17 protein-coding genes and 1 pseudogene are annotated in these 23,254 nt (G+C 69.0%); 13 read left to right on the top strand and 5 right to left on the bottom strand.

Annotated features, from left to right (window positions below; translation table 11 throughout):
- Positions 1 to 8: 8 nt before the first annotated feature.
- The 4 genes from ACWEEU_RS19210 to ACWEEU_RS19195 all read left to right on the top strand — a co-directional run bounded on the left by ACWEEU_RS19210 (position 9) and on the right by ACWEEU_RS19195 (position 3,210).
- Positions 9 to 434: a contact-dependent growth inhibition system immunity protein gene (locus ACWEEU_RS19210; RefSeq protein WP_451733777.1), complete on the top strand. Its 426-nt coding sequence runs from the start codon at positions 9 to 11 to the stop codon at positions 432 to 434.
- 292 nt (positions 435 to 726) lie between these two features.
- Entirely contained in the window at positions 727 to 1,329 is a 603-nt protein-coding gene (locus ACWEEU_RS19205) for a DUF5998 family protein (protein WP_199583892.1), read from the top strand.
- Positions 1,329 to 2,519 carry an alkaline phosphatase family protein gene (locus ACWEEU_RS19200; RefSeq protein ID WP_385742845.1) on the top strand — a complete coding sequence of 397 codons (1,191 nt, stop codon included), beginning with the start codon at positions 1,329 to 1,331 and terminating at the stop codon, positions 2,517 to 2,519. The genes ACWEEU_RS19205 and ACWEEU_RS19200 overlap by 1 nt, the downstream gene beginning before the upstream one ends.
- 40 nt (positions 2,520 to 2,559) lie before the next feature.
- A complete protein-coding gene (locus ACWEEU_RS19195) occupies positions 2,560 to 3,210 on the top strand; it encodes a thymidine kinase (RefSeq protein ID WP_385742847.1) in 651 nt (216 codons plus the stop codon).
- A 49-nt stretch (positions 3,211 to 3,259) separates the two neighbouring features.
- On the opposite strand, the gene ACWEEU_RS19190 is transcribed toward ACWEEU_RS19195, so the two are convergent.
- The 3 genes from ACWEEU_RS19190 to ACWEEU_RS19180 all read right to left on the bottom strand — a co-directional run bounded on the left by ACWEEU_RS19190 (position 3,260) and on the right by ACWEEU_RS19180 (position 5,302).
- Complete coding sequence (locus ACWEEU_RS19190; RefSeq protein WP_451733774.1) at positions 3,260 to 3,637, bottom strand: hypothetical protein; 378 nt, start codon at positions 3,635 to 3,637, stop codon at positions 3,260 to 3,262.
- A gap of 307 nt (positions 3,638 to 3,944) precedes the next feature.
- Positions 3,945 to 4,289, bottom strand: a complete 345-nt coding sequence (locus ACWEEU_RS19185) for a hypothetical protein (protein WP_451733772.1) — start codon at positions 4,287 to 4,289, stop codon at positions 3,945 to 3,947.
- A gap of 383 nt (positions 4,290 to 4,672) precedes the next feature.
- A complete protein-coding gene (locus tag ACWEEU_RS19180; protein WP_451733770.1) occupies positions 4,673 to 5,302 on the bottom strand; it encodes a hypothetical protein in 630 nt (209 codons plus the stop codon).
- Between the two features lie 187 nt (positions 5,303 to 5,489).
- On the opposite strand from ACWEEU_RS19180, the gene ACWEEU_RS19175 reads away from it, so the two are divergent.
- The 5 genes from ACWEEU_RS19175 (at position 5,490) to ACWEEU_RS19155 (ending at position 14,658) form a co-directional block, all read left to right on the top strand.
- Positions 5,490 to 7,652, top strand: a complete 2,163-nt coding sequence (locus ACWEEU_RS19175; protein WP_451733768.1) for a hypothetical protein — start codon at positions 5,490 to 5,492, stop codon at positions 7,650 to 7,652.
- A 17-nt stretch (positions 7,653 to 7,669) separates the two neighbouring features.
- Complete coding sequence (locus tag ACWEEU_RS19170) at positions 7,670 to 9,292, top strand: class I SAM-dependent DNA methyltransferase (protein WP_451733766.1); 1,623 nt, start codon at positions 7,670 to 7,672, stop codon at positions 9,290 to 9,292.
- Positions 9,285 to 10,409 (top strand): restriction endonuclease subunit S, encoded by a 1,125-nt coding sequence (locus tag ACWEEU_RS19165; protein WP_451733764.1) that lies wholly within the window; start codon positions 9,285 to 9,287, stop codon positions 10,407 to 10,409. Before ACWEEU_RS19170 ends, ACWEEU_RS19165 begins: the two co-directional genes overlap by 8 nt.
- Positions 10,406 to 13,684: a type I restriction endonuclease subunit R gene (locus tag ACWEEU_RS19160; protein ID WP_451733762.1), complete on the top strand. Its 3,279-nt coding sequence runs from the start codon at positions 10,406 to 10,408 to the stop codon at positions 13,682 to 13,684. The genes ACWEEU_RS19165 and ACWEEU_RS19160 overlap by 4 nt, the downstream gene beginning before the upstream one ends.
- 131 nt (positions 13,685 to 13,815) lie before the next feature.
- Positions 13,816 to 14,658: a hypothetical protein gene (locus tag ACWEEU_RS19155; protein WP_451733760.1), complete on the top strand. Its 843-nt coding sequence runs from the start codon at positions 13,816 to 13,818 to the stop codon at positions 14,656 to 14,658.
- A gap of 69 nt (positions 14,659 to 14,727) precedes the next feature.
- Here ACWEEU_RS19155 and ACWEEU_RS19150 read toward each other — a convergent pair whose 3' ends face one another.
- Together ACWEEU_RS19150 and ACWEEU_RS19145 are read right to left on the bottom strand one after the other, a co-directional pair.
- Complete coding sequence (locus tag ACWEEU_RS19150; RefSeq protein ID WP_451733758.1) at positions 14,728 to 14,943, bottom strand: DUF397 domain-containing protein; 216 nt, start codon at positions 14,941 to 14,943, stop codon at positions 14,728 to 14,730.
- Positions 14,940 to 15,803, bottom strand: coding sequence for a helix-turn-helix domain-containing protein (locus ACWEEU_RS19145; protein ID WP_451733756.1), 864 nt, complete (start codon positions 15,801 to 15,803; stop codon positions 14,940 to 14,942). The genes ACWEEU_RS19150 and ACWEEU_RS19145 overlap by 4 nt, the downstream gene beginning before the upstream one ends.
- Positions 15,804 to 15,953: 150 nt before the next feature.
- On the opposite strand from ACWEEU_RS19145, the pseudogene ACWEEU_RS19140 reads away from it, so the two are divergent.
- The 4 genes and pseudogenes from ACWEEU_RS19140 to ACWEEU_RS19125 all read left to right on the top strand — a co-directional run.
- Positions 15,954 to 16,403, top strand: a pseudogene (locus ACWEEU_RS19140) (ATP-binding protein); the annotation flags it as partial.
- A gap of 277 nt (positions 16,404 to 16,680) precedes the next feature.
- Positions 16,681 to 19,101, top strand: a complete 2,421-nt coding sequence (locus tag ACWEEU_RS19135; RefSeq protein WP_451733754.1) for an AAA family ATPase — start codon at positions 16,681 to 16,683, stop codon at positions 19,099 to 19,101.
- The gene (locus ACWEEU_RS19130; protein WP_451733753.1) at positions 19,101 to 19,490 is read left to right on the top strand and encodes a hypothetical protein; all 390 of its coding nucleotides are present in this window, start codon (positions 19,101 to 19,103) and stop codon (positions 19,488 to 19,490) included. The genes ACWEEU_RS19135 and ACWEEU_RS19130 overlap by 1 nt, the downstream gene beginning before the upstream one ends.
- A gap of 135 nt (positions 19,491 to 19,625) precedes the next feature.
- Complete coding sequence (locus tag ACWEEU_RS19125; protein ID WP_451733751.1) at positions 19,626 to 23,012, top strand: ATP-binding domain-containing protein; 3,387 nt, start codon at positions 19,626 to 19,628, stop codon at positions 23,010 to 23,012.
- Positions 23,013 to 23,254: the final 242 nt, after the last annotated feature.

Genomic DNA, 23,254 nt, shown 5'->3' with positions numbered 1-23,254 from the left:
AGGTTGCCGTGGACCATCTCCTGCACCTCGACCGCACCCTCGACGACCTGGACCCACCACGCTGGGCGCCTCCCGCCCCCGACGCGACGCGTCTGGTCCGCAAGGTGCACGAGCTGCGCCACGTCCCGCTGCGCGACCTCGGCCCGGCGGACCTGCGCACCCTCGTCTCCCAGCGGGTGGCCCTGCCGTTCGTCCTCCCCCTCGCGGTGCGCCTGCTCCTCGAAGATCCGCTCCTCGACGCCCACTTCCACGAGGGCGACCTCCTCCTCGCCACCACGCGAGTCCCCGCCCCCGCCTGGACCCTCTTCCCCGACCTCGCCGCCCGGCTGCGCACCGCGATCACGACACTGCCCCAGGCGGCGACCGCCGACCTGCCCGGCGGCGCCGCCGGGGAACTCGCCCGCTTCGTCGCCCGGCCGGCATCACCGCGCTGACGTTCCGCCCGACGGAGCCGGGAGACCGGCAAGCAGCTCCCGTACGAGTCCGGCGACGAGATCGGGGCGCCCTACAAAGGGAGAGCGCCCGGTCCGCCACTCGCTCAGGCCAGTGACCCTGGCCCGGGACGGCGGTCGCCCGCCGTCTTCTGTCGTGATCCACTTCTGAAACCACCCCCGACGGTGATCCAGAGCCACGAGGTGACCCCCCGCACACGCCCCCGTGAACACCCCTTTCCAGACCCCGCCCCCTCCCGCGACTGGCCCGGAGCGCCCCCCTCCACGGATTAGGATGGACGCCATGGCCAAGACCAGTACGACGACCCAGGGGCTCCGCGCGGCGATCGAGCGCAGCGGCTATTACCCGGCCCTCGTGGCCGAGGCGGTGGAGGCCGCCGTGGGCGGCGAGCCCGTGCGGTCGTACCTGGTGCATCAGGAGACGACGTTCGACCAGAACGAGGTCCGCCGTCATGTCACCGTCCTGGTCCTCACCGACACCCGTTTCCTCGTCAGCCACACCGACGAGCAGGCCGCCGACAGCACTTCCCCGACGCCGTACGCCACCACCTCCACGGAGTCGGTGAAGATCGGCCGGATCTCGTCCGTGGTGGTCAGCCGGGTCGTGGCCAACCCGGAGAAGTACACCCCCGGCACCCTGCCCCGCGAGGTCGTCCTGACCGTCGGCTGGGGCGCGGTCAGCCGTCTGGACCTGGAGCCCGCCGCCTGCGGCGACCCCAACTGCGACGCCGACCACGGCTACACCGGCAGCTCCACCGCCGACGACCTCAGCCTGCGCGTCAGCGAGGCCGGCGACGGCCCGGAGACCGTGCGCGAGGCGCTCGCCTTCGCCCAGGCCGTCTCCGAGGCGACGGCGACCGCGGGCTCCGCGCGCTGATGTCCCAGCCCGCCGCCTGGGACGCCTACGAACCCCTCGCCCTGGAGACCGCGCCGCTGCCGGAGTACGGCAGCGGTTCGCTCGCCGACCTCCTGCCCACCCTCGCGGCGGGCCTCGGCGTACCGGGCGCCACCGCCGCCATCACCGAACTGACCCCCGCCGACCGCGTCTGCGTCTTCCTGGTCGACGGCCTCGGCTGGGAGCAACTGCGGGCCCACCCCGACGAGGCGCCGTTCCTCAACTCCCTGCTCGGCACCTCGCGCGGCGGCACCGGGCGCCCGCTCACCGCCGGTTACCCGGCGACCACCGCGACCTCGCTCGGCTCCGTCGGCACCGGCCTGCCCCCCGGCGCCCACGGGCTGCCCGGCTACACGGTCCGCAACCCCGAGACCGGCGAGCTGATGAACCAGCTCCGCTGGCGCCCCTGGACGCCGCCGCACGTCTGGCAGCCGTACCCGACCGTCTTCGAGCTGGCCGAGCGCGCGGGCGTGCACGCCGCGCAGGTCTCCTCGCCCACCTTCCGCGACACCCCGCTCACCCAAGTCGCGCTGAGCGGCGGCACCTTCGTCGGCCGGCTGACCGGCGAGGAGCGCATGGACGTCGCCGCCGAGCAGCTCGCCGCCGGCGACCGCTCGCTGGTCTACACGTACTACGCCGAGCTGGACGGCGCGGGCCACCGCTACGGCGTCGGCTCCGACACCTGGCGCGGCCAGCTCATGACGGTCGACCGCCTCGCCCAGCGCCTGGCCGAGCAGTTGCCCCCGCGCAGCGCGCTCTACGTCACCGCCGACCACGGCATGGTCGACATCCCCTTCGGCGACGAGCACCGCATCGACTTCGACGAGGACTGGGAGCTGCGCGCGGGCGTCTCCCTGCTCGGCGGCGAGGGCCGTGCCCGCCATGTGTACGCCGTCCCCGGCGCCGAGTCCGACGTGCTCACCTGCTGGCGCGAGGTGCTCGGCGACCGCTTCTGGATCGCCTCGCGCGACGAGGCCATCGCGGCGGGCTGGTTCGGCCCCCACGTGGACGACCGTGTGTACCTCCGCATCGGGGACGTGGTCGCGGCCGCGTACGACGACGTACTGATCACCGCGTCCGAGCGGGAGCCGAAGGAGTCGCTCATGGTGGGCAACCACGGCTCCATGACCCCCGCCGAGCAGCTCGTCCCGCTGCTCGAAGTACGCTCCTGACCCTCCCTCCCCCCACTGCCTGAAAGGTGCTCAACTCCTCATGCCCGAGCTGGTGTTCTTCTCCGGAACGATGGACTGCGGGAAGTCGACGCTGGCTCTGCAGATCGAGCACAACCGCTCCGCGCGCGGCCTCGTCGGCCTGATCTTCACCCGCGACGACCGTGCGGGCGAGGGCAAGCTGTCCTCCCGCCTCGGCCTGGTCACCGACGCGGTCGAGGCGGCCGACGGCATGGACCTCTACGGCTACCTCGTCCACCGGTTGTCCAAGGGCGGCAAGGTCGACTACGTGATCGCCGACGAGGCGCAGTTCCTCACCTCCGAGCAGATCGACCAGCTCGCCCGCATCGTCGACGACCTCGGCCTCGACGTCTTCGCCTTCGGCATCACCACCGACTTCCGCACCCGCCTCTTCCCCGGCTCCCAGCGCCTGATCGAACTCGCCGACCGCATAGAGGCCCTCCAGGTCGAGGCCCTGTGCTGGTGCGGCGCCCGCGCCACCCACAACGCCCGCACCGTCGGCGGCGACATGGTCGTCGAGGGTGCCCAGGTCGTCATCGGCGACGTCAACCGCCCCGAACAGGAAATCGGCTACGAGGTCCTCTGCCGCCGCCACCACCTGCGCCGCATGACGGCGGCCTCGGCCCAGGCGGCGACGCTGTCCCCGGACGTCCTGCCGGTCACGTCGGGCTGAACGGACGCTTGACGATCAGCCGGGCCCAGCACGGCATCATCGAGGATTCTCAGTCGCCGAGTGTGAAGGCGAGGTCGCCCTCGCGTAGTTGATTCTCGGTCTGGGTGAGGCCCCCGCGGTGGGAGATCTCCACCGTGTAGAACTTCGAGCCCGGCGTGATGTCGTCGACCGTGAAAGGGAACTCGCATCCGTCGTCCGTCTTCTGCCCGAACTCCAGACTCCCCATGGCGACAACGGTGCCGGCGGCGTCCTTGACGGTGACCTGGGTGCCGAAGTCGATGTCGGAGTAACCACCCGTCCCGGAGCACAGGTCCCCGGTGTCGAGGTCCTCGCCGATGCCGTCGACGGTCAGTGTGCCGTCGGTACCGAATGGTGCCTTCGTCTTCTCCTTCGGCGCCTTGCCGCGCTCGCCGCCCCGCACGGACACAGCGCCGCGCGTGTCGGCACCGCCGCCGTCCCCCCACGAAACGCCGGCCCAGCACACTCCCACCACGGTGGCTCCGAGTAGACCGCCGATCGTGAGGACCACACCACGCGGAAGCCGTGACCAGCGGGAGGCGGGCCCGGACAGCGCAGGGCCGGGTACGGCGGTAACCGGCCTGTCGGCCGCGTCTTCGGCACCAACCCGGACCGGCTCTGGGGTCGCGGCCGGGGCCGGGATGTCCGGGTGATCTGCTGAGGGCATCGTGGATCTTCCTCTCGGGACGGGTGACAAATGCGGGGGTATGCGGCGATCACTTCTGGCTACGCAGGTACTCGGTCAGCGCCCCGCTCGCCCAGAGCGGGACCAGCCGCAGGATCTCCGACGCAGGTACCGCGCCGCGCAGCGAGCGCAGGCCCAGCTTGGCCAGGGAATCGGCGCCCTCATTGAGTGGGTGGCCCACGTGGGCCTTCTCGTGGGCGAAAGTGAGCTCGGGGGTGTACTCCGCGTACATCTGCAACTTGGCGAGGCTGGGGCTGCGCCCTTGGGAGCGCAGTCGGGTCTCGTAGCCGTCCGGCATCCGGTTGCCGCCGCGTCGCCATTCGCGCAGCAGTTCCAGAGAGCATCCAGGTTGTCGACGCGCACCTCGACGGCCCACCCGGGATGAGTGGCGAGAATCCGACGCAAACCCCAGTACACGGCGCGGAGTTCGGTGACGACCACGCGGACGCGGGGCTTGACGAGGTAGCGCGGATAGACGTGGGCGCGTAGCCCGGCCTCGCCCGTGGTGGCCACGTAGGCGGTGCCGACGTCGTCACCGCTGACTGACGCGTCCGTCGCCAGAATGATCGGCGCCTTGTCGATGGCCTTGACGACGCAGTCGAACTGCACGGCGCGTCGCTTCGCGGGGGTTGCGCGGGGTGCGTGGGCGAGCGGTGAGCGACGTCCCATCGGCGGGTTCTCCTGTTCACGGCAAGTAGGGGCGAGAGTGGACCGAGGGGACACGGGCCCACTGTGCCCCCTCCTGCGTGCGCCGGTCGGTCAGCCGACCTTGGTCCACTTCTGGCAGCCCTTGGTCTCGAAGTACTCGCCCTTGTTGACCGTCACACGGCCCTGCCCCTGGAGGTTCTCGTTCGCGATGATCGCGTCGAACTCTCCGGAGGCGTTCTTGTTGCGGGACCAGTAGCAGTTGTCGACGAAGCCGCCCGTCTCCGGACCCGCGGTCTTGTAGGTGCCGGCCTGCATGTCCTCACCGACCAGGTACTGCCCCTCGCCGTCCACCGTCGTGGCCGGTCCGGGCTTCTTGGCCGGCTTCGGCTTGACCGTGACCTTCTCGGTGACGGTGGCGGCGGGCTGCGGCTTGCCCTTCGAGGGGGCCGCCGTCTTCGTGACGGTCACGGCCGGGGCGGGGGCGGCCGAGCTCTTCGTCCCGCCGGAGTTTCCGTTGCCGCCGATGGCGGTGCCGATCAGCAGCGCGACGAATGCGGTCGCCCCGTGCGTGAGCCAGGCCTTGCGGCGCGACGGCTTCGTCGGCGCCGGCTGCCCGAGAGGCGGGAGTCCGGCCCCGGCCGGCATCCCGTTCGCGGGCGGCGGTACGGCCGGCCCGGCGGCCCAGCCGGGGGTGCCGCCCGACTGCGGCGTGTTGGACGGCATCGAGGGCGTGTGACTCATCGGTGATCCTCCGGTCGGCATCGTGTGATGTGGCGGTCACAAGGTGCCTGCCGCGTCGGATCTGAACCCATGAACGGCTTGATAACCCATATTATCAAGTGGATTGAGTTGGATTTCCTTGATCGACTGTAGATTGCGGACACCGGCCCGGCCGGACCGGAACAAGAGAGAGGAGGAGCGCGTCCCCATGACGAGCCAGGCAGTGACGTCCGCGCCCTCCCCGGAGCCCCCCGCCATCCTCCCCGAATCGCCGGCCTGGCGGATCACATACTCCGAGATCGCCGCTCTCGCCCAGGTCAAGCGCCCGGTCCCCACCACATGGGCCCGTCGCCACCCGGACTTCCCCGCCCCCCTCGCCCACGAGGACGGACGCCCGCTGTTCGACGCCCGGGCCGTCGTCGGCTGGCTCGCCTCGACCGGCCGTGGCAACACCGACCCCCGCCGCCTGCGTGGCGAGCTCGCCCTGTACACCCTGGCGGCCTGGCGCACCCCGTCTCTTCCGGCGCCCGTGCTGATGGGCGCGCTGACCTCCCTGATCTGCCTGCACCAGCAGCTGGACGCCCCTGTCGCCGACGGCCCCTGGGAAGCCGTACTGGAGCGGGCCGCAGAGCTGGACCCGGAAGACCTCTTCCTTCTTGCCGAGCTGAAGGCCCTGCCCGACCCGAACCACACCGGACCCGCCCTGGCCGAACTCGCCGACGAACTGATCGATGCCGCCTACAACCCCGCCGAGGCCTTCGACTGGATCCTCCAGTCCCGCCACCGCCTCGGCTCCCGCGACATGGCCGCCGACGAGCTCACCCCGGCTGTGGTCCGCGCCCTGGCCACCCTCTCCGGCGTCGACTCGCTCGACGAGGGCTCCGTGATCGCCGTCCCGCACGCACGCGCCGGTGACCTCCTGGCCGCTCTCCATGACCGGGCCCCCGAGCAATCCGGCCACATCTACCTCGCCGCCGACCCCGACGAGGCCCACGCCCGCCTCGTGCGCCGACGAATGCTGGTGCGCGGGGTGTACGAGTTCCGGCTGGACGTCGTCCAGGGCGGCGACCTGTCCGCCGACGACTGGGGCTACCCCGACCTCCTCGTCTGCGCCCTGCCGTACGAGGCGGCCGAGGCCCGCGACCCCAAGGCCATCCTGGACCAGGTCGCCGCCCTCACCGACTACCTCGACACCGGCTCCACCGCCGTCGTCCTCGGCCCCGCCGACGTCCTCACCGGCCCGCTCGCTCCGCACAGCGACGCCGACCGTTTGCGCCGCTCCTTCCTCGAACCCGGTCTGCTCAAGGCCGCGATCAGCCTCCCGGACGGCGCCTGCACCTTCCGCCCCGGCTACCGCACGGCCGTCTGGGTCCTCGCCCGTGTTCCCGAGGACGAGCGCACCGGCCTCGTCCTCCTCGCCGACTACTCCGGCCGGCCCCTGACCGAACACGCCCTCGAACCTCTCGCCGAAGACATCGCCATCTGGCGCTCGGCCGGCTGGGTCCCGGACCCGCGCCACGAGCCCCGCCACGCCGCCATCGTCCGTGGCACGGCCCTGGACGAGCGCCCCGGTGCCCCCTTCACCCCACAACACCGCACGCGCGCCTCCCGCTACACCCGGGCGGTCGTCGAACGCCCTTCCGCCATCGCCGACTTGGTACGCCGTCTCGATGAACTCCGCAGCAGCTCCAGCCCACTCAGGCTGGACGCGCAAGCCGTCCTGCGCCCGGAGACCGAGCCGGTACGCCGCACCACGGTCGGTCGCCTCCTCCGCGCCCGTCGCCTGCGCCGCCGCCCCGGCCACCGCTTCGCGCCCGAACACCTCACCGCCGAGGGCCACTACGTGGTCATCACCCCGGAGGAGATTCTGGGCACCGCGCGCATCGGGGAGCGCCGTATCGACCGCGGCATCCTGCTGACGGCTTACGAACACGCCCAGTTCACCGAACCCGGAGACCTGGTCGTCACCGCCACCCCGCACTTCGGCGTCCACGTCGACACGGCAGGCCTCTCTCTGGTCGCCGCCCCGGCCCGCATCCTGCGCGTGCATCCGGACGCTGATCCGCCCGTACGGCCCCGGGTGCTGGCCGCGCTGCTGCGTGCGGCGGCCGCGGAGTACGCCCGCACCAGCGGGGCGGTGCGCGCCTCCCGCCGGATCGAGGACCTGCTCATCCCTGACCTGAGCCGTGCCGAGGCCGACCGGTACGAGGCCGTACTCGTCGAGATCGAGGGTCGGATGGCGTTGCTGCGCGAACAGAGCGCCGCACTCGACGACCTGACCCGGGTGATGTCCGCAGGCATGGCCGACGGCACGCTCACCATCCAGCCTTTCCCGCACCCGGACACCGGCCCCGGTGCCGACACCCACTGAAGGAGACCGTCCACCCCATGCCTCCCAGCAACAAGAAGGCGGCCGATCAGGAGGAGCTGTTCAGCGCCTCCACCGCCAAGGAGATCCAGGACATCCTCTGGAAGGCGGCCGACAAGCTGCGTGGCTCCATCGACGCCGCCCAGTACAAGGAGTTCGTCCTCGGCCTGATCTTCCTGAAGTACGTCTCGGACGCCTTCGACGAGCGCCGCCGCGAACTGGCGGCGGAACTCGCCGACGACGGCATCACCGAGGACCGCATGGAGGACTTCCTCGAGGACCGCGACGAGTACACCCGTGCCAACGTCTTCTGGGTCCCCGAGACCGCCCGCTGGTCCTGGATCGCCACGCAGGCCAAGGCGCAGGGCGTCGGCAAGCTCCTCGACGAGGCGATGGACGCCATCATGCGGGAGAACGCCGCCCTCACCGGCGTCCTCCCCAAGATCTTCAACCAGGACCGCGTCGACCAGAAGCGCCTCGGCGAACTCGTCGACCTCATCAGTGACGCCCGCTTCGGCGGCAGCGAAGAGCGGCCGGCGCAGGATCTGCTCGGCGAGGTGTACGAGTACTTCCTCGGCAACTTCGCGCGGGCCGAGGGCAAGCGGGGCGGCGAGTTCTACACGCCGCAGTCCGTGGTCCGGCTGATCGTGGAGATCCTGGAGCCGTACGAGGGGCGGGTGTACGACCCGGCGTGTGGCTCGGGCGGCATGTTCGTCCAGGCGGCGAAGTTCATCGAGGCGCACCAGGGGCGCGGCCACAAGGACGACATCGCGGTCTACGGCCAGGAGCTGAATGAGCGCACCTGGCGCCTGGCCAAGATGAACCTCGCCATCCACGGCATCGACGGCAACCTCGCCGCCCGCTGGGGCGACACCTTCGCCGACGACAAACACCCGGACCTCAAGGCCGACTTCGTCATGGCCAACCCGCCGTTCAACATCAAGGACTGGGCGCGGGACGAGTCGGACGCGCGCTGGAAGTACGGGGTTCCGCCGAAGAACAACGCGAACTATGCGTGGCTCCAGCACATGATCTCGAAGCTGGGGGAGAGGGGGACGGCGGGCATCGTTCTGGCGAACGGGTCGATGAGCTCGCAGTCCAGCGGCGAGGGGGAGATTCGGCAGACGCTGGTGGAGGGGGACCTGGTTGCGTGCATGGTTGCGCTGCCCTCGCAGCTCTTCCGTACGACGCAGATCCCGGCATGCCTGTGGTTCCTGTCCAAGGACAAGTCTCCGCAGGGGGCCCGGCGGTTGGACGACCGGCGGGGCGAGATCCTGTTCATCGACGCCCGGGGTATGGGTGAGATGGCCGACCGCACGGAGCGCATCCTGCCGGAGGCCGACCTTAAGAAGATCGCCGACACCTACCACGCGTGGCGCGGCACGGCGTCGGCACGGCAGGCGGGGCTGGCGTACGAAGATGTGCCGGGCTTCTGCTTCTCGGCGAACGTGGAGAAGGTGCGGGAGCACGGGTACAGCCTGACGCCTGGAAGGTACGTAGGGGCTGTCAAGGCGGAAGAAGAAGACACGGAGGTGGTCGCAGAGCGCATCAGCAAGTTGGCGGAGAAGCTCTACGGACTGTTCAACGAGTCGGCTGAGCTGGAGAAGACGGTCCGCGAGCAGTTGGGGAGGGTCGATGTCTGAGTGGGTCAGCACAACCCTGGGTGAATTCGTGCATCTGCAGCGAGGACATGACCTTCCCTCTGGGCAACGGGTCCCTGGGCCGATTCCTGTTGTTGGCAGTGGTGGTGTCACCGGATGGCACAGCGAGCCCAAAGCGTCAGGGCCTGGCATTACGATCGGTCGAGCTGCCAACCTTGGCGTACCCACCCTTGTCGAGCAGGATTTTTGGCCGCTCAACACAACGCTATATGTCACGGATTTCCGCGGCAATAACGTAAGATTCACCTACCACCTCTTTCAGGTCCTCGATCTGGCTGGATTTAATTCCGGCAGTGTTCAACCGATGTTGAACAGGAACTACATTAGTTCCTTTCCGATCGAAGTTCCTGAACGGGCTGAGCAAGATGCCATCGCTGCGGTGCTTGGAGCTCTGGAGGCCAAGATCGCCGTCAACGAGCGCATCGCGACCACCTACGAGCAGCTGCTTCAGTATCGTTACGCGGAGCTGGGCCTGGCTGAGGATCCGAATCCTGAAACGGCTGTGCCGATCACGGACCTAGTGACCTTCAACCCGAAGATGGGGAAGCCACCTGCGGAAGAGCCCATCTATGTGGATATGGCGGCATTGCAGACGCATCTTGCTTCCATTCCCTCGTGGACTCGAAGGGTGCCGAAGTCTGGCCCAAGGTTCAAGAACGGCGACACCCTGCTTGCCCGTATCACCCCGTGTCTGGAGAACGGCAAGACTGGCTATGTCGATTTCATGGAAGACGGGGAGATCGGCCTGGGCTCCACCGAGTTCATCGTGATGCGCTCGCTCCCTGGAGTACCCAGCGAACTCAGCTATTTCCTGGCGCGAGATGGCAGGTTCCGTGCTCACGCCATCCGCAACATGGTTGGCACCTCCGGGCGGCAGCGAGTCAGTGCGACGGACGCTGCCAACTATCAAGTGAACCGTCCCGATGCGGATGCGCTGACCGCCTTCGGTAAGGATGCCTCGGCTTCCTTCGCACACATGAAGTCGTTGCAAGCAGAAAGTCGCACTCTCGCCACCCTACGCGACACCCTCCTCCCCCAACTCATGTCCGGCCGCCTCCGCGTCAAGGACGCCGAGAAGATTGTCGAGGACGCCACGTGACCGCATCCCGCGACGGGAACACGCACGACGACGACAGATCTCGCCGCCGCCCCACCGAGGCCGACTGGGAGGTGCTCGCGCTGGACGAGCTTGTGGAGCTGGACTGGCAGGCGGGCCCCGGTAACGAGTTCGCGCCCGGGTCCGGGCACCGGAAGTCCTGGGAGGACCTGATCCTCTACCCGGACCTTCAGGAGGCGATCGAGCGGCTGAACCCCGAGCTGCCCTCGAACGCCGTACAGGACGCCGTGGCGGCTGCCGTCACCCCCGGCTCCCAGGACACGTACGAGGAGAACCGGACGGCCCACCGCCACCTCACCGCCGGCATTCGCTCGGTCACCTACACCGACAACTTCGGCGCGGAGCACAACCCCACCATCCGCCTCGTCGACCTGACCGACCCGGACGCGAACACCTACCGCGCCCTGAACCAGGTCACGGTCATCGACGGTGAGAAGAACCGCCGTTTCGATGTCGTCCTGTACGTCAACGGCCTGCCCCTTGCCGTCATCGAGCTGAAGCGTGCCGGCGACGAGGACGCGACCCTTCAGACGGCGCACGCCCAAGTGGCACGGTACGTGCAGGAGTTGCCGACCGCGTTCCGTTACAACGCCGTCGTCCTGCTCTCCGACGGCATCACAGCGAAGTACGGCACCCCCTTCACCCCGTACGAGCACTTCGCGCCGTGGAACACGGACGAGTTCGGCGCCCGGGTCGACCCGCTGACCGCCGACGGGTTCGCGGAGTCGGGGCAGAACCTGGCGATCCACGGCCTGTTCACGCAGCCGCGGTTCCTCGAACTGGTCGGCTCGTTCATCAACTTCGTGCCGTCGAAGCAGATGAAGCGGATCGCGAAGCCGCACCAGTACCACGCGGTGACCCGCGCCGCCGAGGCCGTACGCAAGGCCGCCGCCACCGACGGGAAGGCGGGTGTCGTCTGGCACACGCAGGGGTCGGGCAAGTCGGAGGAGATGGTCTTCACCGCCACCATGGTGATGAAGGACCCCGCACTGCTGAACCCCACCGTCGTGGTCGTCACGGACCGCACGGACCTGGACGACCAGCTGTACTCGACGTTCCAGGAGAGCGAGATCCTCCCGGAGACGCCCAAGCAGGTCGTCACCCGCGCCGAACTCCGCGAGGAGCTCGCGGCGAAGAGGGTGGGCGGGATCCTCTTCACCACGCTCCAGAAGTTCGGCAAGACCAAGGAGGAGCGGGAGTCGGGCACCGACCACCCGATGCTCTCGGACCGGCGGAACATCGTCGTGATCGTCGACGAGGCCCACCGCAGCCACTACGACGACCTCAACGGCCTGGCCCGCCACCTGCGCGACGCGCTCCCGCACGCCACGCTGCTCGCCTTCACCGGTACGCCGATCTCGGAGGCCGACCGCAACACCCGCGAGGTGTTCGGCGACTACATCGACGTCTACGACCTCAAGCGGGCGGCTGACGACGGCGCGACCGTGAAGGTCTACCACGAAGGCCGGGTCATCCAGCTCGTCCTGGACCGTGACGTCGATCCGACCACTATCGACGAAGAGGCCGACCGCATCACCGACGGCCTCGACGACACCGAGCGCCGCCGCATCGAGCAGGCCGTGGCCACCATGAACGCCATGTACGGCGCGCCGGCCCGGATAAGGGACCTCGCGACCGACCTGGTGGAGCACTGGGAGGCCCGCCGGGAGCGGATGCGACCGTTCGTCGGTGTCTCCGAGTCGGGTGGCGCGCCCGGCAAGGCGATGGTGGTCTGCGCGACCCGTGAGATCTGCGTGAGCGTGTACGACGCGCTGCGCGATCTGCGGAACGAGTGGCACAGCGACGAATTCGACAAGGGCGTCATGAAGATTGTCTTCTCTTCGAACTCCCGCAAGGACAAAAAGAAACTACTAGCCCACGCCCTCACCGACAGCCGTCGCAAGGCCGTCATCAACCGGGCCAAGGACCCCGACGACGAGCTCGAACTGCTCATCGTCAACAACATGCTGCTGACCGGCTTCGACGCCCCGCCGATTCACACCATGTACCTGGACCGGCCGCTCAAGGGCGCCAATCTGATGCAGGCTCTGGCCCGCGTCAACCGCCGCTTCCGGGGCAAGGAGGACGGTCTCCTCGTCGGCTACGCGCCGCTCACCGAGAACCTCCAGAAGGCCATCGCCGAGTACACCGAGGCCGACCAGCGCGACCGCACCCTCGGCCAGGATGTCGAGCGGGCACTGGACGAGCTGCGCAACGAGTACGACGTGCTCACCGGCATCCTGCGCGGCTTCGCGTGGGAACCGCTGCTCGACAAGCCCGGTCCCAAGGCGTTCGTCGACGCGGCCCTGCGTACCGCCAACTACCTGCTCGATCCCCTCTCGCCCGGCAACAACCCCGACCAGCTCGACGATCCGCGCCAGACCCTGGGCCGCCGCTTCCGCGACCACGCCTACCGCCTGGAGCGCTTCTGGGCCCTGGCCGGCAGCTCCAAGGAGCTCGGGGACCGGTTCGCCGACCGGCCCGCCTGGAAGCGGCACATCCAGTTCTTCGTCGAAGTCCGCGCCTACATGGCCAAGCTGGACGCGATGAACCGCGAGGCGCGCGGCCTCCCCGTGGCCCGTGATGTCGAGCTGTACCTCTCGCAGTTGACGTCGTCGGTCGTGGAGACCGGCGGGGTGACGGACCTGTTCGCCGAGGCCGGTCTGGAGACAGCCGACCTGACCCACCTGGGTGACGCCCTCGTCACCCAGCTCCAGCAGAGCCAGACCCCGCACCTCGCGGCCGAGGCACTGCGGCGGCTGGTCGAGCGGAAGATGCGCGAGGTCACCCGGCACAACATCGTCCGGCAGACCACGTTCTCCGAGCGCCTCCAGGACCTGATGGTGCGTTACATGCGCCAGCAGCTCACGAGCGCCGAACTCATCGCGAAACTCGTCGAGATGGCCAAGGAGGTCGCCGCCGACGCCCGTCGCGGCGAGAAGTTCGACCCGCCGCTGAACTGGAGCGAGCTGGCCTTCTACGACGCGGTCGCCGACCACGGCACCGCCCGCTCGCTCATGGGCGACGAGGTGCTGGCGGGCATCGCCCGCGAACTCGTCACCGAGGTCCGCCGTCAGCTCAAGCCCGACTGGCTCTCCCGCCCGAACGTCCAGGCCCGCCTGCGCAGCACCATCAAGCGCCTCCTGGCCCGCAACAACTACCCGCCGGACCAGCAGAAGGAGGCCATCGACCTGGTCCTCCGCCAGATGGAACACTTCGCCAACGAGTGGTCCGTCAACGGCGAGGCAGCCGACTGAGCTGTCCGCGGTTTCCGCCCGCGGTCAGGGGCTGCTCACCGAGGCGTCAGGTCTTGGCGTGAGCGGCCCCGCCCGCAGCCCAAAAGACTGATACAGGGAGGTAGTTCCTCCCGGACAGGTAGGTTCTCGCCATGGCCACAGGCAAAGACATAGAGGATCCGGAGTCGCGCTTCACAACCCTGCTGCTGGCAGCGGCGAGGCTGCCGGGCGTACGTATCAGCAGGGAGGCGTACCTTCGGAAGGCCCTGTCTCGCTACTGCTCCGAGGACGACATCCGCAGAGCGATCGAGGAGACACCCGCGGCGGCGGGTATCCCCCTCGATGTTCTGGAGAAAGCCGCCAACGACTCCATCAACTACGAAACCGCGAAGGTCAGCGCTCTGTCTGCGGCTGCCGGACTACCTGGGGTGTTCTTCCTTCCCGCCACCGTGCCGACCGACATGGCGCAGTACTTCGGTCACATGCTGCGGATCTCGCAGAAGCTCGCCTACCTCTACAGCTGGCCCGACCTGCTGTCCGGTGACAGCGATGAGCTCGACGACGCGACCAAGGGTGTGCTCACGCTCTTCCTGGGCGTGATGTTCGGCACCCAGTCGGCGAACTCGGCTGTGGGCAAGGTCGCGGGGATGATGTCGAAGGAGGTCGCCAAGAAGCTGCCCAAGCAGGCACTCACCAAGGGCGTCATCTACCCGATCGTGAAAAAGGTAGCGAGTTACCTCGGTGTTGAGATGACCAAGCAAACCTTCGCGAAGAGTGTCTCGAAGGCAATCCCTGTCGTCGGCGCCGTCGTCTCCGGCGGGCTCACTTTCGCGACCTACCGTCCCATGGCCAAGAAACTGAAGAAGCACCTGGCCGGCTTGGAGTTGACGAAGCCGGCGCCCCGAGTGGTGACCGTGGAAGTCGTCGAAGATCGCACGCCGTTCGTCACGGACTACGTTGAGCGGCCTGACGCGGGTGACACCACTTCGCAGTAGAGGGTGCCGGGGCCGGAGTCCTGCCGTCCGACGGGTCGGCTGGGCTTCGGCCCCCTGTCCGTACACCTGTCAGGCGCGCGCCTGCCGCGCGGCCGCTCCGACGAACCCCGCCCACGCCGCGTGGGACACCGTGAGGACGGGTCCGGCGGCGGCCTTGGAGTCCCGGACGTGCACAACTGCGTTGCTGGGTGCGACCTCTACACACTGACCGCCCTCGGTCCCGCTGTAGCTGCTCTTGAACCAGGCGAGGCCGGAAGCGGCGGTCGAGGACTCGGCGTTGTTCATAGCGATCCAAGCAACCCTTCGATGAACTTCAGCGACTCTCTCGGGCTGAGAGCCTGTGATCGGATGATCCCATAGCGGGCGGCGGCGAGAGCTGTGTGTTCCGGGTCGGTTTCCAGCGTGCTGGTCGAGTGCGTCTCGGCGTACGCGAACTTCTTGCCGTCCTTGCGGGTGACGACCGTGAACGGCCCGTTCACGCCCGCGTTGTCCTCGCATTCCGTCGGCATGACCTGGATCTCGACGTTCTGCTTCTGCCCGACAGACAAGAGGAGCTCCAGCTGCCCCCGTGTCACGGCTTTGCCGCCATACCGATGCCGCAGCACCGCCTCGTCGATCACGAAGCCCAGCAGGGGGCTGGGGCGCCTGTCGAAGATGTCCTGCCGAGCCAGCCGCGCGGCCACTCGCAGTTCCACCGTTTCCGGGTCCAGCGGCGGTCGGCGCATGGCCAGCAGCGCCCTCATGTACTCCTCTGTCTGGAGCAGGCCGTTGATCATGTGGGTGTCGTACACGAGGAGTTCAAGGCACTCCTTCTCCAGCGCCGCCATCCCTTGGAAGAACACCGGATACTGCGCCCGCTCCACCTGCTCCTTCCACAGGCACAACAATCCACCCGCATCAAGCACTTCATCCGCGAGATCGATGGTCCGCGGTGACGGAATCCGCCGCCCCTGCTCGAACGACGCGATCGTGGACACCGAGTAGCCCAGCCGCTTGGCGAGTTCCTCGCGCTCCATGCCCGTCCGGAGCCGCAGGGTCTTGAGGGTCTGGCCGAAGGCGATCACCACGTTCCGCCCGGCCCCGTCCTCCGGACGCCTTCCGCCCTCGCTGTCGGAACGCCGCGACTCCGCCACTTGCTCCGTCATCGGATTACCGCCTCCCCGGCCTTCAACGTTTCGCGTGAAGCCCCCGTCACGCCGCGCGCCTCGTACCCGTATCGACACCGCGCGTACAGTCAGGCCGCGTCGGTGCGTCACCACTGGTCACGCTACGCCACCGGCGAGATCGTCGTCGGTATGACGACCAACCCCGCCCATCTCGGGGACCCCGCCCAGTACTTGGCTCTCGCGCCGCGCGTGTTCGAGATGCGTTTCACCTTCACGCCCCGGGGCGCCCGTCTCGCGCGCCATCTCGTCGCCGTCCGACTGCACGCCTGGGACATCCCGTACGGGACCGACCCGCATGACGCGCTCGTGGCGATCGTCGCCGAACTCGCCGCCAATGCGGTCCGGCACGGCCATGTTCCCGGCCGGGACTTCCACGTCCGTCTGCACACCGTGCCCGGCACCCGTACCGTCCGTGTGGAGGTGAGTGACACCCGGGGCGAGCGCGTACCGCGGCGGCTCGATCCGGGGACGGAGGAGACGGGCCGCGGGCTGCTGCTCGTATCGCGGCTGGCCACCCGCTGGGACTGGCACCCCCGCGCCGGTGCCCCCGGCAAGACCGTCTGGGCCGAGTACCTGCTTCCGTACTCGCCGTCGCCACCGCGGCCCCTGACCTGCGGAAAGGGCAACCGGTTCGCGTCATCGACCTCGGCAGCCCCTGAGCTGTTCCCCGGGGTGGGGAGAGTTGCCGCTCACCCCGGACGCAGCTGTCCCGCACGCGGTCGACTCCAATTGCTGGCGGCCCAAGGCAACTTGGTAACCAGGGTTATCAACTCTTCGCGTCAGAACCAATGTCGCTTCCTCCTACGGTTCCGTCCTGCCCTTCCACATCAGCGCGGTAACCGCAGGAGGCGCCCACATGAACGCGATGGACCACAGCAGCGCGCTGCCGCTGCACGAGCTCGTAGAGACGCGTCTGGCCGACGACGTGAAGCTCGGTCAGGCGGCCAAGGACCTCGTCCGCGAGGCCCTCGGCGAGCAGGAGACCGGTGCCGAGGCTGCTGCCGCGGGGCCCGTCTATCTGGGCAACATCACCGTCACCGGCTTCCGTGGGGTCGGTTCGAAGGCCCTGCTGAAGCTGCGGCCGAAGCCGGGAGTCACCCTCGTCGTGGGGCGCAACGGCTCCGGCAAGTCCAGTTTCGCCGAGGGCATCGAGACCCTGTTCACCGGGAGCAACGCCCACTGCTCCGGGCAGAACGCGAGTCGCGCCGTTCGCTGGCGCAACCTGCACCATGGCGAACAGACCGTCATCGAAGCCAAGTTGAGCATCGACGGCGACCCGTCCCCGAGCACCCTCACCCGGATCTGGGCCGGTGACACCTTCACCGACTCCAAGGCGTCGTTGAAGCGGCCGGGACACGGCACCGCCCCCCTGGAAGAGACGGGATGGAACGGCGCGACCCGCGACTACCGCCCGTTCCTGTCGTACGTCGACCTGGGCAACCTGATCAACGGCAAGCCGGCGGAGATGTACGACAACGTCGCCGCGATCCTCGGACTCGACCCCCTCAACGCCGCCGCGCGGCACCTGGCGGAGGCGAAGAAGGAACTGGACGCCGTGCAGAAGGCGGAGAAGGAGAAGAAGCCGCTTCTGCACGCGGCGCTGGAGGCGGTCGGGCACGACGACCGGGCGGTCAAGGCCATCCTGGCGATGGATGCGCGGCCCGGTCCCGACTACGCCACGCTCGACGACCTGATCGCCGGAGTGCCCACGGCCGACGAGGGCCGGCTGCGTGAAGCGCGTCTGGAGGCCGCCGCTCAGGGGCCCGACCTCGACCTGGTGGGCGATGCCGTCGACGCTTTGCAGCGGGCCGCGGCCGACCTCGGGGACCTGAAGGGGTCCGCCGCGGCGGACGCCCACAGCAGGGCCGAGCTGCTCCAGGCGGCCCTCCGGCACAGCGACATGCACGCCGACGACACGGCCTGCCCGGTCTGCGGCATGGAACAGGCGCTGGACCGCGCGTGGGCCGCACGTGCCGAGGTGGAGATCGCCGCGCTCCGGCAGGAGGCCGAGGAGGTGCGCCAGGCCGAGGCGCGGCTGCGGTCGGCGATGCGTGCCCTGCACGATCTGATCCATGTGCCGCAACAGTTCCCGGCGGTGCTCGCCGAGCCGTGGCAGGCCTGGGGTGACTGCCGCCGGATCACCGAGCCCGCCGAGCTCGCCGACCGCGCGTTCAAGGCGGCGGTGACGCTGACGGACGCCTGCGGGGTCGTGGCCAGGGTGGCACGCGAGGAGCTGGCCGCCATGGACGAGCGCTGGCGCGAGGTGGTCGACCTGCTCGCCGAGTGGACGAAGCTCTCCCGGGAGGCCGAGGCCGCCAAGCCGCGCAAGAAGGAGATCACCAGCGCCCACAACTGGATCAAGAACCTGACGACCGAGGTCCGTAATCTGCGCGTCGACGCCTTCGCCGATCACACGCAGCGCATCTGGGAGAGGCTCCGCCAGCAGAGCAGCGTTGACCTGAAGAAGGTCAGCCTGCACGGCACCGAGAGGGCCACCGTGCGCAAGCTGATGATGGACGTCACCGTCGATGATGCCGAGGCTTCGGCGCTCGGCGTCATGAGTCAGGGCGAACTGCACTCGCTCGCCCTGTCCCTGTTCCTGCCCCGCGCCGCCACGGCCGACAGCCCGTTCGGCTTCGTCGTCATCGACGACCCGGTGCAGTCCATGGACCCCGCGAAGGTCGACGGCCTCGCGCAGGTGCTGGACGAACTCGGCCGTGACCGGCAGGTCGTCGTCTTCACCCACGACACCCGGCTCCCGCACGCCTTCCGCAGCCAGGGGCTGGACGTGACCGTCCTGAAGGTGGAGCGGGGTGGCAGGTCCCAGGTGCGGGTCGACTCCGACACCGATCCGGTCCAGGAGGCCATCGACGACGCGATGGCGCTCGCGAAGACCCGCGACTGCCCCGAGGCGGCCCTGAGCAACGTCCTGCCGTCGCTGTGCCGCGAGGCCCTGGCGAAGGCCATCGTCGAAGCGGCGTGGCTCCGCCGTAATCGCACCGGGCAGTCCGCCGACAGCCTCCAGGCCGCCATCGACGCGACCGACCGGCTGATCCCGCTCGCGTCCTTCGCCCTCTTCGACGACAGCGTCGTCCATCCCGACGAGGAGGTCAAGGTCCGTCTCCGTCACCACTACGGCAACGAGAGCGTGACCCTGGTCCAGCAGTGCCAGCGGGGCGCCCATCCCGGCGGATTCCTGCCGTACGACGCGGTCGCCTTCGTCCGGAAGGTCGAGACCCTCGCCCGCATGCTCCGCAAGCCGGAGGTGAACGTCTGATGACCGCCACCCACTCCCACAGCGACACGATCGCCGGCCTCCTCGCGATCGCGGACGACCTCCTCGCCGAGCGGCTGGGCGGCCCGCTGACCCCGGCGGGCCGCGCCCGCGGCGCCGCGTACGCGCTGCGCATCGCGCTCGAGGCCACCGTGAACGCCGTCCTCACGGTTGAGGAAACCGCTCTGGGCGACCTGCGCAGCATGCGGGCGAAGCGGCTCTGCCTGCGCCACTTCGCGGGACCGGAGCTCGCCCGGAGCGTCGACGCCCTGTGGAACCGGCTCAGCACGGGGTGCAAGTACCACCACGACGAACTCGGACCGAGCATCGCCCAGGTACGTGCCTGGCAGACGGCGACCGAGGCGATCGTTGCCCAGCTCCACGCGGTGTGAGCTGCACCGGATCGGTTCCGTCCGTAACAGGGCGGGTGTCGTTGGCAAGTGACAACACGTGATAATTCTGTGAAGGGGATCGGGCGTTGTGCGTCCGATGTGGCTCGTCGTCAGGGCCGCTAGGGAGGAAGACATATGGGCGGGTCCGTGCGCCGCGAAGTCGTCGTCTTCGAGCAGAAGAAGGTGGATTTCGCCTACGACTGCTATGAAACGCGTCTGGAGCGGATGAGCGGCGATGCTGTCGCCAGGGCGTCGGCCAGCGGGAAGGACAGCGTCACCAACCGGCTCAAGGCCGAGGAGCAGGCTGCCGCCTATGGGGGCCTGAACGGCGAGAACCTCGTCGTCGGCCGTGTCGACGCCAGCGATCCCGAGGAAGGCGTCGAGACTTGGTACATCGGGCGGCGCCCGGTCTGGGACGACGATCACAACCAGGTGGTCGTGGAGTGGACGAACCGGCTCGCCAAGAAGTGGTTCGACGCGTCCGCGGAGTCGCCGGGCGAGGTGGTGTTGCGGCGGCGCCTGATCTGTTCACAGCGCCTCGTGCAGGACTACGTCGACGAGATCGCGGCGGCTCCGGCCCCCGCCGTACCAGGGGCAGAGCCTGCGACGGGTACGGCGGGGGCCGAAGGAGATACGGTTCCTCCCCGGCCGGACGAGGGTGAGGAGGAGGGCGTCAGCGCCCCCGGCCCCACCGTTCCCACGCCTGGTGACATCGTCCGCATCCAGCGCCGTAAGCCTCAGCAGCCCGACGACTTCCTGCTGCGTGATCTTCAGCGCGCACGAGGCGGCCGTATGCGGGACATCGTCGAGACGATCCGCCGTGACCAGATGGCGCTCGTCACCGGGGCGCCCTCGGAAATCCTCGTCATCCAGGGCGGCCCGGGAACCGGCAAGTCCGCGGTCGGTCTGCACCGTGTGACGTGGCTGGTCAACAACGAACACTTCAGGGCACGGGACATCCTGGTCATCGGCCCCCACCAGAGGTTCCTCGAATACGTCGGCCAGGTGCTGCCGACCCTCGGTGTCCGGGACGTCAACGCCGTGCAGCTGTCCCGACTGTGGGACGGTGACGTGCGAGGCGTCGACAGCACCAGGACACGGCTGGTGAAGTCCGACGAACGCATGGCCGCCGTACTGCGCCGACGCGTCGAAAGCGAGTACCGTCCGACGGCCCTCGACGACCTCACCACGGCGCCCTCCTACGAGGGTGACGAGCCCGCGTTCGTCGTCACCGCGGCCGGTACGACGCTGCGGGTGGCCCGCTCGGAGATCCTCGCCACTCTGGAGGAGGTGGGGCAGGGCGCCGGCTCCTACCGTGAGCGCCGCGACCGGTTCCGTGGGCTGGTTGTCGACCTGCTGCTCCGTGAACTCGTCACCGTCGCTCCGCGCCGCAGTCGTGATGCGACCATCCGCCGCGAACTGGAGCGGAACCGGCGCGTGGAACGGCTGGTCGAACGGATCTGGCCCTCACCGAGCCCGGCTGAGGCTCTCCGTACCCTCTACGACTCGCCCCAGCTGATGCGCGCCTGCGCCGACGGCATCCTCGACGATGCCGAGCGGGACGCACTGCACCGCCCTCGCGCGGCTAAGGCAGGCGACGAACCCTGGACCCTTGACGACAGGGTCTGCCTCGAGGAACTCCGGTACCTCGTCACCGGTGAGACCCCCCGTCACTACGGGCACATCATCATGGACGAGGCCCAGGACCTGACGCCCATGCAGGCCCGCGCACTGCGGCGCCGCCTCGCGGCCGGCGGTTCCATGACGGTGCTCGGCGACCTCGCCCAGGCAACCGGCCCGCACACCTACACCGACTGGGACCGCCTCGGCACCCTGCTCTCCGACCACGGCGACTGCCGGCTCGCCGAACTGAACACGAGCTATCGCGTTCCCGCCGAGATCATGGCGTTCGCCGCACCGCTGGCACAGGCGATCGCAACCACGTTGCCCTACCCACGGGCGGTGCGCAGTGCGGGGAACGACGCGGTTCGTGTCATCGCCACCGAACCGGACGCGCTGTGGGACGAGACCACCGCCCAGATTGGCCGCCTGGCCGGCACCACCGACGGTACGACCCTGCGGTCGGTTGCCGTCATCGTTGCCGACAGCAGCGCCTCGGCGGCGCAGGAGATCGAGCGCCGACTGGCCGAAGCCACCGGGATCACCGCCGAGGAGAGACAGGCCGTCACGGTGCTCCCGGCCTCGCAGGCCAAGGGCATGGAGTTCGACCACGTCCTCGTCGTCGAACCGTCCGCCATCGCCGAGCCGGAACCCACGGGCCCCCGCCTGCTCTACATATCCCTGACCCGCAGTACCCAGAGCCTGACGGTCATGCACTCCACTCCGCTGCCTGCCGTTCTGACCGGGTCCGACGCCGGCCTTCCGGCGACAGGCACCGAGCAGCGACATGCTGCCGAGTGGGACGAGGTCCCGCAGATCGGTGCCGAGCTGCGGGTTCGGGTCGTCTCTGTCAGCGGTGGGATGTACCGGGCCGAGCCGGTATCGGCCACCGTCGAGCGCCCGCTGTATGTGGCAGTGCGCAGTGGTGCCGTGCCTCCCGCCGTAGGTACCGAACTGGACACCTGGGTTCTGCGCCAATCCTCGAACGCGACGTTCGTCACGGCGGACGACTTCGGCCGCCTGCCCATTTCCTCCAGCATGCTCAAGCGGTATGTGGGCGCTCTCGGCGTCGTCGAGGAACTCGCCGGCGGAAGCGTCCCGACCGACGCCCGCAGCCGGATTTCCGAACTCAAGGGCATGGCCACCCGCTGCCTCAAGCTCGACCAGCACGACTGGCTGGACGTCTGGCGTGTCCTCGGGTGTCCGGACAAGCCGGCCCTGACCAGGCTGCAGAACCTCGCCGTGAGCACGGGCCATGCCCTGAAAGGCGGCACCTTCGACCCGGACCTGTTCCGCGTGGAGCTCGCGCGCAGCGGCTGGTCCGACGCGCTGGCCAGTGGGCGAAGGACGCTGCTGGCACGCCAGGCAGGCCCGGCGCACGGCGCGGCGGACGCCGGCCCGCAGCCCGTCATCGGCGGGACTCACACATCGCAAGGAAACGAGGTCGACTCCGTGACCACCGCCCCTCAGACCACCGAGCAGGACGACGACGGCCTGCTCCGTCACCTGGAAGAAGCCGCCGCCGCTGACCGCACGTGCAAGACTCACGAGGCTGTTCGTTTCGAACTGATGGCAGCTCTCCTGAGGGCCGACCGGCAGCCCGAGAGCTCGGCGCTGGTGGACGTCACCTGTCGCACCGGTGACGAGCTCTGGATCTACGAGGTGCTCGGCGCCGAACAGTCCTCCCACGCCGACCTCCGTGCCGGAGCGGCCCGGCTGCTGGAAATCGCGCACGTTCTGTCTGAAAAGGCCGACCGCCACTGCCTCGTGCTGTCCGGACCGCCGGCGGAGGCGTGGTCCGCGCAGTCCCTCCGCGACGTCTTCGCGGTGGAACTCGTCTGGCGGACCCCCGCGGGCTGGGGCGGCGCTGAAGAAGCGAGGGCTGTCCTGCGCGGGGTGTGACTGGCTCCCCTGGGGCGGTCAGCGGGTCCTTGTCACGAGATTGACCTGAAATTGAGCCGGAACTTACGCTAATGACTTGTAGTTGCAAGCAATGTGCAGAAATCTGGAGGCTGAAGACACCCACGCGTCCGAAAGCCGGACGCTTCGAAAGCGAGGCCCGCCTCCTCATGACCGTCCCGCATGATCCCGTGCTCACCCGCCCCGACACCGGACGCGCCATATCGTGGCACCGGGTCCGCGCC

This window comes from Streptomyces sp. NPDC005004 (assembly GCF_053600675.1).
Note: the sequence above shows the minus strand (reverse complement) of the source record. Positions and strands in the feature narration are given on the sequence as shown.

Excerpts from the sequence above, each read along its gene's own strand:
- ACWEEU_RS19135 (WP_451733754.1), top strand. The coding sequence starts at position 16,681 with ATGAACGCGATGGACCACAGCAGCGCGCTGCCGCTGCACGAGCTCGTA.
- ACWEEU_RS19175 (WP_451733768.1), top strand. The coding sequence starts at position 5,490 with ATGACGAGCCAGGCAGTGACGTCCGCGCCCTCCCCGGAGCCCCCCGCC.
- ACWEEU_RS19170 (WP_451733766.1), top strand. The coding sequence starts at position 7,670 with ATGCCTCCCAGCAACAAGAAGGCGGCCGATCAGGAGGAGCTGTTCAGC.
- ACWEEU_RS19150 (WP_451733758.1), bottom strand. The coding sequence starts at position 14,943 with ATGAACAACGCCGAGTCCTCGACCGCCGCTTCCGGCCTCGCCTGGTTC.
- ACWEEU_RS19200 (WP_385742845.1), top strand. The coding sequence starts at position 1,329 with ATGTCCCAGCCCGCCGCCTGGGACGCCTACGAACCCCTCGCCCTGGAG.
- ACWEEU_RS19195 (WP_385742847.1), top strand. The coding sequence starts at position 2,560 with ATGCCCGAGCTGGTGTTCTTCTCCGGAACGATGGACTGCGGGAAGTCG.
- ACWEEU_RS19205 (WP_199583892.1), top strand. The coding sequence starts at position 727 with ATGGACGCCATGGCCAAGACCAGTACGACGACCCAGGGGCTCCGCGCG.
- ACWEEU_RS19130 (WP_451733753.1), top strand. The coding sequence starts at position 19,101 with ATGACCGCCACCCACTCCCACAGCGACACGATCGCCGGCCTCCTCGCG.
- ACWEEU_RS19180 (WP_451733770.1), bottom strand. The coding sequence starts at position 5,302 with ATGAGTCACACGCCCTCGATGCCGTCCAACACGCCGCAGTCGGGCGGC.
- ACWEEU_RS19145 (WP_451733756.1), bottom strand. The coding sequence starts at position 15,803 with ATGACGGAGCAAGTGGCGGAGTCGCGGCGTTCCGACAGCGAGGGCGGA.
- ACWEEU_RS19155 (WP_451733760.1), top strand. The coding sequence starts at position 13,816 with ATGGCCACAGGCAAAGACATAGAGGATCCGGAGTCGCGCTTCACAACC.
- ACWEEU_RS19165 (WP_451733764.1), top strand. The coding sequence starts at position 9,285 with ATGTCTGAGTGGGTCAGCACAACCCTGGGTGAATTCGTGCATCTGCAG.
- ACWEEU_RS19125 (WP_451733751.1), top strand. The coding sequence starts at position 19,626 with ATGGGCGGGTCCGTGCGCCGCGAAGTCGTCGTCTTCGAGCAGAAGAAG.